This window comes from Enterobacter sp. BWH52 (assembly GCF_001037565.1).
In the GTDB taxonomy this organism is placed as follows: Bacteria; Pseudomonadota; Gammaproteobacteria; order Enterobacterales; family Enterobacteriaceae; genus Enterobacter; species Enterobacter hormaechei_C.
On sequence record NZ_KQ089854.1, the window covers coordinates 2393461 to 2408390 of the forward strand.

A 14930-nucleotide genomic window follows, 5' to 3' on the forward strand; every position below is an offset into this window, starting at 1 on the left:
TCTCATTATTCTTTTTGGTGCTTCAGCAGAGCATAGCTGGCAATCAACTGCTGAAGATGCTGTTCGGTCTGGTTTAGCTGCGCTGCTGACAGGGGTTGCCCGGCCGGTAAAATGGAAAGCAGACGAAGCTGCTCCTCAAGCGGAACGGTATGGCTGAAGGACTGCGACATGGCAAACACGGCTGATTTCAGTTCACTCACCGTCATGTACTTCCCCTTCTGTTCATCCAGCGCGTTCAGCCTGTTCGTCAACTGCTGTAACTGCGTCATCCCCTGATGCCAGCCATTCAGATCTGACTCTGCTAGCCCGGCAACGCTAATCTGCGTGTGCCACTGTTGCGCCAGGGATTTGGCCTCTTCAGGCCACAGCGTCAGCGCCTGCTGCACCAGACGGTCGCCGTAGCTTACTGCCCAGTCTGGTTTCAGGTGTAAAAGCTGCGCTAACATCTGCTGTGTCTTACTGATCCCCGGTTCAGGTGGCGGTGACGTTTGTTGCAACGCCTGCAACTGTGCTGTAGAGAGTCCTTCAGGTATAGGAGCCAGGGACGCGGCCAGCTGCATTTGCGCCGAATCTGGCGCATGCATCATCTGCCATCCCACTGCGACAACACTGGCAGCCACCAGCATGGACAACATACCCGCAGCAAATGGCTTCCACTGCTTCACGGATACAGGAGGCTCTTTATTCAGCAACGGCTCGGGCTGAACCACATAAACCCTTTTACAACGCTCTGTCGGTTCTGTGAGGTGGAGTTCCGCGGCCCCCACCGCGTTCCCCGGCAGACTTACGCCCGTATTTTCGCTGTTTTCCAGACGCACTGCTGCGTTCTGCATCATCGAGCGCAGGGCATCAAGCTGAGCAGCATGCTTAAGTTCGAGGCGCTGCAACATGTCACTCAGAGCGTTCAGATTCTCCTCAGCCTGATAAAGCTGCCCTAAATCGGCATACGTCAACGTCAGCGTTCTCATCACCTGTTGCAGGCGTTTGCTCAGTGCGCTGAGGATTTCAACTCGCGCATGAACAGGCTGTGGCCAGAGGCTACCCCACTGACGGACGACCAGGGCAGCCAGTAGCGCCAGCCCTTCATTCATGCCGTAGAGTCCGGCAAGATGCGTGCGGGCGAGCGTATACCAGGCAGCCGTTTGTAGCTCCACACCGTTATGCTCGAACAGTGACAGACAGAGCGTTTCCGCATGTTGCCAGTTAACATCCGGGCGTGCCGGATGGGTGAGCTTGTTCATTTCGTCGCGCAAGGCAGCGTAATCCGCAAGCGTGCGCGGATCCCCGCCGGTTTTAAGTTGGCGTTCAGAATTTATTGTCATAACTGTTTTAACCTGAGTAATAACTAGATGGCGGCTCGTGCATCGAGGTATTGCTGTTGTTTCAGATGACGGATTAATACCCTGCCCTCGGGCATAAATTCCGTGCCGTAGCGCACCAGCCCGACCCCCTTCAGCTCCGCATCAATGGCGTAGCGGAGTTCACCGGGCTGAATCTGTTCCTGCATCACCACATTAATCCGGCTCAGGCGCGGCTCGTATTTCAGCAACACGGCCGACAGTGTGGTAATCAGCTGGTGGGCGGTCCCGGGCATTCCCTGGAGGATTTTTGTCATATCCGGCAGGCCGTAGTCCGGCAGGTGGGCCAGCGTACCGGCGCGGCAGTTGAGGATGCGCTGCATGTTATCGAGTACTGATAAAATCACCTGGTTCTGTTCGCTGACCTGGCTGAGGCTCAGGCCTCCTGAGAAATTACCGCTCAGCATTTCATACAGCGATGGCGCATTATGTCCCTTTGGCATCAGTCATCCTTCAATGGCTGTAACGTCAGGTGGTTATTCCCGGCCTCCAGAATGCGCGGCTTATCCGGATCGAGATCTTCACGTTTTAGAACCTGCTTCCAGGTATTGTTGACCAGGTCCGGGTGACGAAACAGGCCGACTACCGCGACAAACTGCGTTTCTTCTTCCATTGGCATATCAAGATTTGTATCACCGCCCGGTTTTACGACCACATCGCGGGTCGCCATCAGGTCGGTTTTCAGGATAGTTTCGCCATCGTTCAGTAGTTGCTGGTAAACCGTTTTATCGAAGATTTTACGGTCTTTCAGCTGATAGACACGAACTACCACCGGCTCGGAGAGTGAGTTACTTTCGCGGGAATCGGTGTTTAGCGCTTCACGCGCCGTGAAATCCAGGTGCAGCATCTTAATTTTTTTGTAGAACACGGCGTTAAATGCCGATTTGGTGCCATCGGTGATACCCTGCGTCATCCCGCACCCCGTCAGGCTGAACGCCAGCAGTGCAGGCAACCAGCCTGCGGATTTAATCAAACTTGTACGTAACACGTCGGTTTCCTTGTTGTGGTATTGCCGGCTTCAGACCAGTGTAATAGCCCAGTTCCGTCGTAAAGGTCGGTGGGATATCGTCTTTAAGTTCCCCCTCATCAGCACCCAGCACGCCGTTCATCCCGAGCCAGAAAGGGCCTTCGCCAAGCGGCGGAACGGCCAGCAGTCGGGTCCGTGTGGTCAGGGTGATCTTTGCTTTAAAACGCCAGCCGAGCCAGACACGAAGCATCACCAGAAAGTCCTGATACAGCAGACCGTCCGGCTTCCAGCCCTGTGCCTCCTGTTCATTATCCGTTGTAAGCGCAACCAGCAGTTGGCTACCCGCATCCATCGCTTCGTCACCCAGTGGCGTGTTGCCGTCCAGCAGAAAATCGTCATCACCGTAAAAGCCCAGCGGCTGACCCATTTCCACCGGCCGCAGGCAATATGGACTGACCTTCACGGTGGTATCCGGGGCCAGCAACGTCACCAGCGCCTGCATTCCCTCCTGAGTTTTGCCCGGTTGCTGTAGAACACCCAGCAGAGCCAGAAAACGGGATACCGGTGTGGCGATGTGGTCTGCTGTGCCGGGAATACCCAATCCCACCAGGCCCAGCAGTGACTGCGAGATGCTGTCCGTACCACCGGGTTCAAAGGTGGCCGGATAAGAGTATTTACGCCAGATACGGTAAAACTGCGTCAGAATGCGATGGCTGAAAATATCCAGAAAACCCTGTAGTGCGTCATGCCCTTCCCGACGCTGAGCGATGTCATCGAGATACGCCATCGGCAGGGGTGAGTCGACACCGTACATTCCCATAAAGGTCGTGCGGATAAGTGGTGGCCGGCTGTCATCATCCTCATCATACTCCACGGCTTTCAGCTCACTGGCCGGAAATCCCATCCCCGGATGCGGGGCAAAGCGTACCGGGTCATCGCCCGGGTGACTGGTCGAGCCCATCAGCGGCCTGCCCGGGTTACGCTTCTCCAGCAACTGGCATAAACGGTAAAAGTTAATACGATACAGGTCGGCTTCCAGCCGTGGGCTCAGCCGGGAATGCGGCGGTTGTGCTTCTCTTCCCATTCCAGGCGTTCTCCGGTCGGTTGCAGAAGGATAATCAGGCGGTTAAACAAATAGATGTCAGTGTATAGCGCAAAGAATCGGCTCATCATCTCGCCAAATAAGCAGATGTCGCCGCGTCCGGCAAAGCCATTGCTGTCCAGCGTGACTTCAATCTGCACGCCACGGACCAGGTAGCCCTGTTCAAAGCGCTCCGTTTCACTGTGCTTCACCTCGAGGATGGCTTCCAGACGGCGACGGTTCATCTCGCTGTCGGTCCATTCATACAGCGCCAGGGTACCGCGCAGCACGTCGGCATTATCCATCATCGACAGAAATCCGCTGCCAAGGTGACTCAGTACGCGCCAGTGAAAACGGTCCTGCGCAGGTGGGTAACAAGGCAGCGTCGGCGCACACAGGTTGCGCACGGCAATGCTGACCGAAGTGGTTTTCATCACCGTATCAAGCACGGTGCTTTGCAGCGCACGTCGTGGCAGTTGACCATTGGTGCCGGTGAGCGTCAGCGACAGGCTTTCGTCTTCCGGGACGGTATGATTATCAAATGCTTCGCCGCCAAGGATGAGCCAGGTGTTATGCAGGCCGGACGGACCGCGGCGCACGCGGGTGTGGTAGTAATATTCCGGTGCTTCATGACGCATCATTCCCCCCTTATGACGGAAGCTCGAAAACGGCACGTAGGTATGCTGGCTCGATGACATCACCGAATCCACGGTATATATCTCGGTATGGCCATCCTGCACGCGCATCGGGCGCAGCATGTATTCGGTTTGCAGAGAATTGAGCGTCAGCGGATCGGATTCCAGCGGGAACAGGTTAATGACCGGCACACAATTCAGGCGCAGGTGCTTTTCGGTAAAGCTGAAGTCATGCTCCCAGCGTTCCGCCAGCACCACGTCGATTTCAAACCACGGGATCTCAGCCGGAAAGACCACGCTGTCAAGCCCGCGCAGCCCCGTAAACATGAATTTTTCGCGAAAGGTGAAGTACTCCAGCAGCAACTGGTAACCGCTGAAACTACTGTCCCCCTTCGGCCACAGTCTGTCATCATCACCAAATCCCAGTGCGGTGAAATACCCGTCCATCGGCCTTCTGTCCGCGTCACCCGGCATGCGTAGCCACAGGCGCGCAGTATTCATGGTAAAGGCTTCATGCATGGCGCAGGCCAGCGGCGCGTCAGCATTGAAATAGAACGGGATCTGGCTGAGATCGACACGGCTCCAGTCAGCAAGATGGCTACAACTGAAGCGCAGGCTGATGACAGAGCGCCCGTCAGGATCAGTCGACAGGCGGGCATGCTCCAACGCCAGTGGCTGAAGGGTTATTTCTTTAGTTGTGGTGTAGCGACAACGCGTGCCTTTTTCACCGATCGGCCGCGAATTGACCTCGAAACCTCTGGCAATACGCATCGGTTCTTTCATCTCACGCCAGACAGGAGTGAACTCCACCACCGACATCGAGGGAATAGTGCGCAGGTAATGCGGCCACAGCAGACTGACCAGCCCTTCAGTTAGTTCAGGCAGGTCGTCATCAAGCTTCTCACGCAGGCGGCCCATCAGGAAGGCAAAGCCCTCGAACAGGCGCTCCACGTATGGGTCGCGCGCGCCCGCTTTATCGAGATTGAGCATTGCTGCCTGCTCCGGGTGAGCGCGGGCAAATTCTTCGCCGGCTTCCAGCAGGTAGCGCATTTCAGCGTCGTAATAACGCAGGGTTAAGTCGTCCATATGAACCTGAATATGTGTGTTTTAAAGGTATGTCAGTCGCTTTACCCGCAAAGCACCGCACTGCCTGCCGGGTCAAGCGCAATCAGACCCGCCAGAAGCTGGTCCATCTCTGGCTGAAGCCGTGACTTGTCGGTTTCACTGCGGGCGGCTTTCATGCGCAGCAGCCTGAGACGGCGCGATTTCACTTCAAACAACAGCGCCGGTGTCCACTGCGTGAGGGTGATGGCCTGTGCTGCACCGTCAAGTTCACCCAGCAGATGCAGGGCCAGTTCATTCCTACCCTTCTGCTCCGCCACACGTGCCATCAGCAGGCGCAGCAGCCATTTGTCTTTCGTTGAGTCCGTACCCGGGCGCGTCTGCAGCCAGTGGAATGTGGCATCCAGACCATCCGTGTCCGCTTTCTCCAAAGCTTCCGGTTCAAGGGCCAGAATATCGTTGCCAGTTTCACTCACGGCATTGACAGGTTCATCCCGCCAGTTGGACATCTCGTCGAGCACGCTCTGGTTTATCCAGTTCAGCGTGACCTCATCAGCAAAGGGTGTGCCGTCATTGAAGGCCAGCGTTTCAAGTCCAGGAAGGCGCCGCAGCAGCCCTTTCAGGTCAGCGGTAATGATATCGGCCAGCACATCCTGGCCTGATTTAATCAGGGCCTGATGGATGTACCACTGCAAATCCAGCCAGAGATGATTGGCGCCACGCGAGAAAGTGCTGTCCGCTTGTTCCAGTATCTCCAGCCAGCTCTGTTGCAAATACAGCCGTTTAAGCATTGCACGCTGGTCAGCCCGCGGCGGTTCGATGCGCGTTTTCCCTTCGGCATCCGGTGCCGGGATTGCTCTTAGCGTGTCGTGACGCAGACTTTTCATCAGCCGGTGTGCGGCAAGCCAGCCATCAGGTTGCTCACGCAAATATCCCGTAAGGGTTCGGGCCTGAGCCAGCAAATCCTGACCGGACGTGATGCGGCTCAGCACTGGCGTGTCCTGTTCTACCGTATGAGCTGCTGGATGCGCGCGTGTCTGACTGCTGGCGTTTTGAGGTATTACCGCATCCACGCCACCGGCTTTCATCAGGCGGGATCCCAGTGCGCTGTACAGGGCACTCAGATCTGGACGTGACGCTTCAGGCTCAGTTTCAAGACTGTCTCGGATGAGCAGCAACGCACCGGTCGTACGCTGGGCATCGTCGCGTACCACTTCTGGCCAGAGTAACAGGCTGTCAAGTAGACGAGAGCCTGCGAGCCACTCCAGCGCCGGTTTACGGCTTCGCTCGCGCTGAGGATGGAGCTGTGTTCCATACTGGGTTAGTAATCCCGCCAGTAACTCAAGCCCTTCAGCAAACCCGGTTTCACCGTCCTGGTGCAAGCGCGCCCAACAGTAGTAAGTAGCAACCCGGACATCTTTGGCCTCTGTGGTCAGCACCTTTTCAGCCAGCTGGCAAATCAGGCCGGTATCAATGCCGGAAAGTTTATTGACCTCCTCCCGGATACGCTGGAAATCATCGTCATAACCCGGGTCTTCTCCTGTAGGATTGATCTCACTGATAGGGGTAAGCCAGCGCTGCCAGCTTTCCATACGTGACTGCGCCTGCTGTCGCAGCAAGGTTTCATCCGCCTGGCAGGCAACAACCAGATTCTGCAAAGCGTCCATTATTCGACTCCGTCCATGTCACTGTTTTCTGTGTTGGTCATCAGCGCCTGCGCCATAGCCGCGCTGTCGACGCTGAATATTTGATCTGGCAGCGTAAAACCCCGGAGTGCCAGTAACGCCAGCGGCCCACTGCCCAGTTGTGAACGCAGTACCCACTGTAGGGTCCGACCATCCGGGGCGGTAAAACTCATCATCCACTGACTGCGGTCTAGCTGCTCTCTCTTACTTTTATCCAGCCAGCGAATAAAGCCCCAGGTTCCGCTGTAATCACCAAACAGACGTGCGCCCGCATTGACGGTGGTCCATGTCAGCATGGTTCCGGGCTTGTAGGTGTCACCAGGCCAACGGAAGCTCTGCCAGTCTGCCATCTGGTTGAAGTAGTGCAGCTTTTGTCCATCAATAGTCAGTTGCGTTTCTACCACCTGCGGTACCGGACGCGCCTGTAGCTCAAAACTGATGCCCTGACTGCCGTCGGTAAATAAGATATCCGATAGCTGGCTGAGCTGATTAATCGCCCGCAGGAAGGCTGGATTAAAGCTCAGCCCCTGGCTATTAACCTTATCCGGCACCCACTGGCTGCCCTCCTTGTGCAGCACACCGCCGAGTTCCGTGGTCAGGAAGCGCTCAATGCGTCCGCTATCCTTACGCACAAACTCAGCCAGCATTGGCAGAGAGGAATCACTCTTGCTGATAGCGAATGGGAAACGTCCGTCAAATGCCGTATACCAGTTCGCCACCACGGAGCGACTCCATTTGTCATTCAGGCTCGCTGCCGATGGCTGAAGCACAGTTTCCCAGGCCTGGGTCAGTGGCTGCACAAACATGGTGCTGCCAAAACCACTCCACTCTTCGCCCAGGCTTGCAGCAATCAGGCTGCCGTACTGCTGGGTGTCGGTCAGGTCCACGCTTTTGCCCTGGAACACGGTCTGCGCCAGGCTCTGCATCATTTCCTGAGGGTCAGAGGCGCTGGCGACCTGTTGCAGACGCAGACGCACACGGGTGATACGGGTAAGATACGTTTGCAGGCTCAGTGAGTTGTCAGCCGACATAACGTTGCTGCCTTTGTTTTTACCCATAAGTGCCAGCAACGGTCCAAAGGTTTCATCCAGTGGGCCCTGCGGGCCTGAGGCTGACTGGTCAATTACCGGTTTGTCCTTCCCGCCTACCAGGTCTTTAGCCGATTTGATGATGGAGTCCGACAGGCCTTCACTCTTCTGGCCGGTCTGCCCCTGCCAGGCGAGGGTGTTCATCAGGGCAATCAGCGGTGACTGGCGAACATCACTCATCAGCGTCAGCTGGTCGGTGACGTCTGCAATATTGTTTGCCGGATTAAGTTGCAGGCTGTTGAGGAAGCTCAGCCAGCTACCGGCAAAGTCGGTGAAGTAGCGTTCCGTCAGACGTGCTTTCAGTGCTTCCGGCGACAGGTCTGAGGAGACGGCTTTCCGGCTGTCGCTCAGCACCCAGTCAATTTCATCGCGGCGGGAGTTCGCCGCTTTCTCAATGGCCTGCTGAATACCTCCCTCCCAGGCCTGACGGGTGAACATGCCCGGCACCACCTCATCGGTGGTAAACAGGCGACGGGCATCGGTACCGCCGGTCATGTCCTCCAGAGACACATCGGCGAAGTTACGACGCACGGATTTGAGCATGTTCTCGTACAGCGTACTTTCCGCGTTGCGCCGTCCAATTTGCTGCAACAGCACCTGGCGGCTCTGGCTGACCAGTTGCGCATCCGGTGTGGTTTTCCACTGTGGCTGCGCTGGCAGTTCGGTGATGTAGAAAGCCCACAAATCTGGTGACAGGCTTTGCCACAGGCCAGCTGAGATGCCTAAACGCGTCGGCTGCACGGTTTTCATGGTTTGCGCGTAGAATGCACCATCAGCTTTATCCGGCCGGGTCATCATCAGCCAGGCTTTCAGCTGGTCATAACCCGGTTTCGCCATCTGTGTCCGCTGGTCGCTGTTGGGTGCCGAATTGACCAGCGCAATGAGCTTCTGCTTAAGCGCTTCATTTGCCGGGTCGCGTATCAGGCGGTTGTTCGCCACGCCGTACCAGGGCAGCATCGCGTCAAGCAGCTGCTGATTATGGTCCAGACCAAAGCGCTGGTACCACGGCGCACCGTCCTGAATATGGTGCTGCAGGCGGCCGGCATCATTGCGCAGTTCATGCAGGGCCGTCAGCTGGTAATCCGATACGGAAGGGTGCTCCACCAGAGCATGAGCCTGCTGTGCAACAGAAACTATTTGTGACCGGTTGACCGCAAACGACAGCAGCGTCCCTCCCCCCCAGACACTGATGATGGCCATCAGTGTCCAGGCCATCGCCCGTTCCCACCGCATACCGACACGACGGCCATGTATGCGGGTGCAGTCGTCAACAATACCCTGCCAGGTTGCTGGCAGAGTCAGGGCATGACGCTGTGATCCATAATTCTCAGCGTCGGCTGTTCCCGCTGACATTCCGGCAGGTTTCTTCTCCGACAGGCTGAACATCAGACCACGCAGCGGGACGCGCTGCTGAGAAACAAAGAGCCATGGCTGCAACTGCTGAGCCCAGCGGGCAATAGCACCGTCGTTCAGGTGCTGGCTCAGGCGCAGCAGGAAGTCGTGGCTGCTGTTTTCCGCGACCTGACTCATCCCCTGCGTCCGCAGGGCCGGCAGCATCAGTTCCAGCTGGCGGATCACATCGTCTTCTTTTGCGCGTGGTGGAAAGCTTGCGCCTACCGCCTGCTCAGGACGCGTACCCTGCGACCAGTGACTGCTGCACAGTTGCCACAGCCAGACCGGAGCGGAATAACGCAGCAGTTCGCTGATTTTTTCCAGGCCGCGTAAATCGCTGTCGCTGATATGTGGGGTCAGCTTAAGCGACTCGGGCAGTACACGGATAATCCCGTCCAGAGGGCGCCCGCGGCGTAGTTTACGCAGCGCTGTGTATTTTTCGCGGTCAGGCTCCGATGCCAGGCTGCCGCCATAAATCAGCACGGTGCGGTTGCCTTCAAGCCACTGCTGCTGTTGCAGGCCGGGTACCAGTTGCTCAATCGCGGCTTCATCGCCGGTGATCAGCAGCAGGCGGACTTTACGCCGCCAGAAGAACGAGTGCCGCCTTCTGAGATTCCTGCTCAGTGCTGAAAAATCATATTGATCCGACGCGCTTTCTTCGTTGGGATTGTTTTCACCATCAGGCGTAACGGGAGAGGGATTTTGTTGCCTGGACAACGTAAAGAACACCAGGGTGCATAATGTGGCGGTCAGAATGATGCAACCTGCCAGCACATACCAGAAATTATCGTCACCGCTACCGGACGGTAACTGCGCTGTCTGTGCAAAAATAAAGAGTATCATCAGCAGAACTGCCACGATAAGTAGTCCTGCTCCCAGTGGCTTTGAAACCTTTTTCATGCCGGTTATTCCTTTCCGGAGTGTCGTGCAACCCTGATAAATTCCGGGCGCTGAAGACGGGCTGTAATTCGTCTCAGCAAAATGGCCAGCCCAGGCAATGTCACTATCAATGACAGCAGAAGAAGAGAGACCCCTGCCCAGGAGAATGCAGTTGAAGGGAAATAGCGGATCATCAGACTGTACAGCCCAGCATTAAGCAGTAATGCCATAAGAACAGATCCCCCGGGAAAGGGTGGTTGAATAGCGAAATGATCATGCCCGATTGCGGGGGCGGCGTTTCCGAGCGACACAGCCCAGGCATCGTCTTCACCTTCGAGAAGAAGCCACTGGCTGGCGGGGCCATAAGCAGCCATCTCAGCCGCAGCGCCGGTCATTGCCCAGCCAGCAAGACCGCCATACCGGACACTGGCGGTGTCATAGTCAATGACACCGCCAGTGCCAATGCTATCGTACAAAGGAACCGACAGATCATTCAGCACCCTGCTCACTGACTGTCGTGGCGCATCTGAGAGCCCACTGTGCCAGACAAGGTGTTTCTTGCTGGCAGGCGTGAGGGCCATATCCCGTAATTCAGTGAGTTCCGTTGCAAGCATACGGGTGTTGAGCGGCATCGCCCGGAAAAGCCGTAACGCATTTTTTTGCTCACCCGGATTCAGCATCGATGGTGGCATCAAAAATAACGCGCTGGCAAATTCCGGCAGAACATCATTGGGCAAACGATAGTGCATTGCCAGTACCAGTACGGGCCGCTTTGTTGACGCCACAAACTGATTCCAGTCATCAAAGGATGAGTCTGCGTCCTGAAAATGAATCTCAGCTTTCCAGGGAGGGGAACCTGCTGACCAGATACGATAGAATGACTGAGATTCACGGTCTTTGTCGCTACCGTTGGTCTGAACAATAATCTGGAGTGGGCCGGAAGGATATCGCCGCCGAATCGAGGGCATTATCTGAGCAATGAGATGACGAAGCAGCTGCTCAAAACGTGAAATACCGGGTGTAAGCGGTTCGTCTGGCAACATCGTGAGAGGCGATGTGTCTGCACTTTCCTCTTCCTGCGTATGTGCGAGACGATCTAACAGTCCCGTATCGGCAGTAATGAAAACATGGCTGAGAATGACAAGATGCTGTTGTGCACGTAAGCGCCACTTCAGACGCATGTTCCGGCACCACTCATTCCAGTTCCAGACACGAACTGCCAGCATTTCCTGCCTGAAAGTGTAGACCGCGATGGCAGCCGAAATGCCCGCAAATGTCCAGGCCGTCAGTGGCAACCAGGCCCCACTGCTCAATGAAAGTAACCCTGTCGCCGGAGATTTCAGTACAGCAACAAGCAGCCCGGTGAAAAGTCCGAGAATAATAATCAACAGACAGTTCCACGGTGACCAGGATGGTGCCTGCTCTTTTTCAGGCACTTCCGGCAGAGACCATCCCATCAGCCAACCTCCATATCCGGCATACTTGCGATGACACTCGAACCACACTGCGTCTTGCAGCCATGCAATACAATTCCACGCCCGTTTTCTTCATACGCAGAAACATCGCATTCAATAATTTTATTCATACCGTGTTCCGGGCAACTGACGGTATCATTCAAAAGTGCGGCATTTTTACCGGATATATCGAAACTGGATGAGGCTGATGTGACTTTGCCACCATGCGTAGTGGCATCCCCTAAAACGACGACAAATTTCCCCATTTGCTAATCCTTTAATTCGAAGAAAACAACTGACTATATAGCGTTGAATTTTAGCAAACTCACTGAACAACAACCTACCGAAGTGTGTTTATGCTTTATTTACAGCTCTATATGCTGGCAGCTTACTTTGCTCTTTATAAAATTCATCAACAACAGTGTCCTGACTAATTAAATCAGGTTCAGGTACTTTGTCTGGCTCTCCACTGGAGAGATAAGGATCCTCTCCCTGCGTCCAGTCCGCTTTTCGCCGTAAATCTGCCATAAATTCTTTATCCCAGGTTGCATCGCAATACCCAATCGGTAAATCATATGCCACCACCTGAGACATGAAATCAGCACGCATAGGAAGAGTACTATGATCCGTGGGCTGAGAAACATAGGTTCTTATGCGAAGATCCTTTTCTTCAAATGTCTCCTTACGGGTCACAGGCACCATTCGGGGCTCAGATTCAGTTCCCACATTTTTAAATCCAATCACAATATCCTGATTGGGGTATAAATTGATGTAATTGTCATAGGTATTGTCGTTTTTTAGATTTTTATCCGGATTAATTTCCCCCCAGCCATCTATCTGTCTGTCATCGTGTTCAGCTCCAACACGTGATACATCAAAATTAGCTAATTTTGCAGCATCTATAGGTTCAGGTACCTTTTCGGCATTAATAAAAACCGTTTGCCATTCCGGAGGATCTGGATAGGTGAAACTACTGCTTTGATACTTGTCGCCTTTATCATCCCAGAACGGTTTACCATCCGGCAATTTTGCAAAAGGTGTTGCGGGATTTGGCGCTTCGCCACATGGAGTACTGCGAGCCAGCATGCGCTGAAATAAATTTCCCTGATGCTTTTTCAGCAGAGGATGAGGCTGCCCCTGAGAATTATTGGGTAATCCCTGCCAGCCAATTGAGCGTAGCGGACGTGACCCCATAACTCGATCATGAGGACAGAAGTAAATATAAGTGCGTCCGTGGTTATCTCGTTCGGCAAGACTGCTGCCACTTTCACTGGCAAGAGCGACATCTGGTCGCCAGTTCTTTTTATCTGCCGTCTGTCCGACACAAAGCCCTTCATAGCCCAGTGATGATAAATGATTTTTTCTGGAAGCCACCTTATCAATGATGGCAGATAACGTATTCTGCCGCCCTTCTGGCGAAATGCACTCATCTGCCGGAAGTGACGCCCCATTAAGATCGTTATGATCCAGTGCATAAGGAGAATTAAGTACAAATAATGCATCAGGTGCATTCCTGGCTATCGCTACCGCAGCCATTGCAACCATGGTTCCCTGGCTGTGAGAAATAATGGTTACTGTATCTTTGGGATATTTATTACGAATACTGTCAACCAGGTCTGCAAGGCGTTTTGCAGCATGCGCGTAGTATTTTCGCGGTGGCGCATTGGTTAACAGGCGATCTTTGTCTTCATTAAACCACTGGACTTTGATACCTGCTACTCTCTCTTTAAACCCTGTCTCACTCCATAAAGAGTGCAGATTATTTGTACCGTTCTGGAATGGCCCGCCGCCCCAGAAAAATGGCCCCTGAGCAATAATATTTTCATGAGGCATGCCTTGCCTTTTTAAGTGATGGTAATCAACGCCTTTCCTATTGGCTAACGGTATATCATATTTATCTTCATTACCTTTAGGTGAAGCATACCCCCAGTAAAAGCGAATGACTGGAGAGGTTTCCTTCTTAGGCACAGGCAAATCTCTTTCTATAAGAGGTTCAATCTCTATTTTTTCATCAGAAAAATATTTATTAGCCACCAGTTTATAATCAGTCCCTTTTAATCCAAGTCTCTTATTCAGGCCTTCACAAATTTTGTCCTCAGCAATTGAAAACCATTCTCCTGTCGAGTTAACACCATGTACAAGAATAATAATTCCAGGCAAATGTGGAGGTAAATCACACCCACCTCTGATTTGGCAATTTTTATGAGAGGGAAATGAACGCCAGGAAGGATGCCCATTATCATCAAACTTACATTCAAGTTCCCGAACAGGTTCATAATTATTGTTCATTTTTTACCACCTCCTTTTTCCCATTTGACTCATTAGTATATGTGATGGCTTTAGCTTTAATATTTTTATTACATTGATATTTAACATCAATACTTGACGTTGAAGGCTTCGGAAATTTAATTCCATCTTTATAAACTTCATCTTCAATCCTAATCTGGATTTCAGACAATTCGTTTGCCATTAAATTCCTTTCCTCATGTGTTTTCGGTGGCGTTAATGTTCTGAGATAGTCGAATATATGAAATCTAGGTCCATACTCGTTTGCATAGGGCATTTTTTTTCTTATCAGTTCTTCTTTCACTAACTCATCAATTTTTTTCTGCCAGTCATCATAAACACTGATTAAATTGCCGTCAGAAAACCTTAATTTATTCACTGAGCTAAGGTCATTGAGACCTGTAGGGCGAGAATAGCTATCCTCCGTTTTAGACTCATCCCTTAGATAAACACCATCATTAGCCACTACTACTTTAAGCTGACTAAAACGTTCTGGGGTGCTGTATTCCATAGCTACAATTTTATATATAAATGTGTTCCCATGATCCGCTGAAAAGAAGAAAAACACAGGGCAACCTGTTTCTGACCTTCCACTACCACAATATTGTCTGGTAGATGCGCCTGGGAATGCCAGATAACCATTATCCGCCCCATTAATAATAGAGCCTTGATAAGCCGCAATATTATTTCCCCGGCGATATGAGAAATCATAAAAATCGTTATCCCATCCCAGGTGTGTTTTTATTCCCCTCTGAGAGTCATTGTAATATACTTGTCCACCCCTATCACAGGATATGTAGTTTTCCAGCGTCAGGTATCGATTTTTATCTATGCGATAAATAATTTGAGCAGGAGCATCTGTTTCAACTTTTCGTGACTCTTCTACCTTCTGAGAACCGCTCATTCCTCCCAGACCCACCCCAAAACTGGCTCCCATACTGGCTCCTGCCAGGAACTGTAAGCCTTTATAAATGGCATACAGGAATACACCAATAATGGCTATAATTGTAAGGACTTTCCTGTCTGACTGATTCCATCTCATC

11 protein-coding genes are annotated in these 14930 nt (G+C 53.0%); all 11 read right to left on the reverse strand.

Annotated features, from left to right (window positions below):
- Positions 1 to 5: 5 nt before the first annotated feature.
- The 11 genes from SK47_RS11315 to SK47_RS11365 all read right to left on the reverse strand — a co-directional run bounded on the left by SK47_RS11315 (position 6) and on the right by SK47_RS11365 (position 14929).
- Entirely contained in the window at positions 6 to 1322 is a 1317-nt protein-coding gene (locus SK47_RS11315; protein WP_048244257.1) for a VasL domain-containing protein, read from the reverse strand.
- Between the two features lie 23 nt (positions 1323 to 1345).
- Positions 1346 to 1801 carry a type VI secretion system baseplate subunit TssE gene (gene tssE, locus SK47_RS11320; protein WP_045347387.1) on the reverse strand — a complete coding sequence of 152 codons (456 nt, stop codon included), beginning with the start codon at positions 1799 to 1801 and terminating at the stop codon, positions 1346 to 1348.
- A complete protein-coding gene (tssJ, locus tag SK47_RS11325) occupies positions 1801 to 2346 on the reverse strand; it encodes a type VI secretion system lipoprotein TssJ (protein WP_045333095.1) in 546 nt (181 codons plus the stop codon). The genes tssE and tssJ overlap by 1 nt, the downstream gene beginning before the upstream one ends.
- Positions 2324 to 3409, reverse strand: coding sequence for a type VI secretion system baseplate subunit TssG (gene tssG / locus SK47_RS11330; protein WP_048244259.1), 1086 nt, complete (start codon positions 3407 to 3409; stop codon positions 2324 to 2326). Before tssG ends, tssJ begins: the two co-directional genes overlap by 23 nt.
- On the reverse strand, positions 3373 to 5127 hold the full coding sequence (gene tssF / locus SK47_RS11335) for a type VI secretion system baseplate subunit TssF (RefSeq protein WP_048244261.1): 1755 nt from the start codon (positions 5125 to 5127) through the stop codon (positions 3373 to 3375). Before tssF ends, tssG begins: the two co-directional genes overlap by 37 nt.
- A gap of 41 nt (positions 5128 to 5168) precedes the next feature.
- On the reverse strand, positions 5169 to 6770 hold the full coding sequence (tssA, locus tag SK47_RS11340; RefSeq protein WP_048244263.1) for a type VI secretion system protein TssA: 1602 nt from the start codon (positions 6768 to 6770) through the stop codon (positions 5169 to 5171).
- Complete coding sequence (locus SK47_RS11345; protein WP_048244264.1) at positions 6770 to 10168, reverse strand: ImcF-related family protein; 3399 nt, start codon at positions 10166 to 10168, stop codon at positions 6770 to 6772. The genes tssA and SK47_RS11345 overlap by 1 nt, the downstream gene beginning before the upstream one ends.
- Positions 10169 to 10173: 5 nt before the next feature.
- Complete coding sequence (locus SK47_RS11350) at positions 10174 to 11604, reverse strand: hypothetical protein (RefSeq protein WP_048244267.1); 1431 nt, start codon at positions 11602 to 11604, stop codon at positions 10174 to 10176.
- A complete protein-coding gene (locus SK47_RS11355; RefSeq protein ID WP_032648447.1) occupies positions 11604 to 11867 on the reverse strand; it encodes a PAAR domain-containing protein in 264 nt (87 codons plus the stop codon). The genes SK47_RS11350 and SK47_RS11355 overlap by 1 nt, the downstream gene beginning before the upstream one ends.
- Before the next feature lie 88 nt (positions 11868 to 11955).
- The gene (locus tag SK47_RS11360; protein WP_048244269.1) at positions 11956 to 13890 is read right to left on the reverse strand and encodes a T6SS effector phospholipase Tle3 domain-containing protein; all 1935 of its coding nucleotides are present in this window, start codon (positions 13888 to 13890) and stop codon (positions 11956 to 11958) included.
- Positions 13880 to 14929 (reverse strand): T6SS immunity protein Tli3 family protein, encoded by a 1050-nt coding sequence (locus tag SK47_RS11365; protein WP_015572127.1) that lies wholly within the window; start codon positions 14927 to 14929, stop codon positions 13880 to 13882. Before SK47_RS11365 ends, SK47_RS11360 begins: the two co-directional genes overlap by 11 nt.
- Position 14930 lies beyond the last annotated feature (1 nt).

Bases quoted from the DNA above. Each gene is read 5' to 3' on its own strand.
- SK47_RS11355 (WP_032648447.1), bottom strand. From the start codon at position 11,867: ATGGGGAAATTTGTCGTCGTTTTAGGGGATGCCACTACGCATGGTGGC.
- SK47_RS11345 (WP_048244264.1), bottom strand. From the start codon at position 10,168: ATGAAAAAGGTTTCAAAGCCACTGGGAGCAGGACTACTTATCGTGGCA.
- tssA (WP_048244263.1), bottom strand. From the start codon at position 6,770: ATGGACGCTTTGCAGAATCTGGTTGTTGCCTGCCAGGCGGATGAAACC.
- SK47_RS11360 (WP_048244269.1), bottom strand. From the start codon at position 13,890: ATGAACAATAATTATGAACCTGTTCGGGAACTTGAATGTAAGTTTGAT.
- SK47_RS11365 (WP_015572127.1), bottom strand. From the start codon at position 14,929: ATGAGATGGAATCAGTCAGACAGGAAAGTCCTTACAATTATAGCCATT.
- SK47_RS11315 (WP_048244257.1), bottom strand. From the start codon at position 1,322: ATGACAATAAATTCTGAACGCCAACTTAAAACCGGCGGGGATCCGCGC.
- tssG (WP_048244259.1), bottom strand. From the start codon at position 3,409: ATGGGAAGAGAAGCACAACCGCCGCATTCCCGGCTGAGCCCACGGCTG.
- tssE (WP_045347387.1), bottom strand. From the start codon at position 1,801: ATGCCAAAGGGACATAATGCGCCATCGCTGTATGAAATGCTGAGCGGT.
- SK47_RS11350 (WP_048244267.1), bottom strand. From the start codon at position 11,604: ATGGGATGGTCTCTGCCGGAAGTGCCTGAAAAAGAGCAGGCACCATCC.
- tssF (WP_048244261.1), bottom strand. From the start codon at position 5,127: ATGGACGACTTAACCCTGCGTTATTACGACGCTGAAATGCGCTACCTG.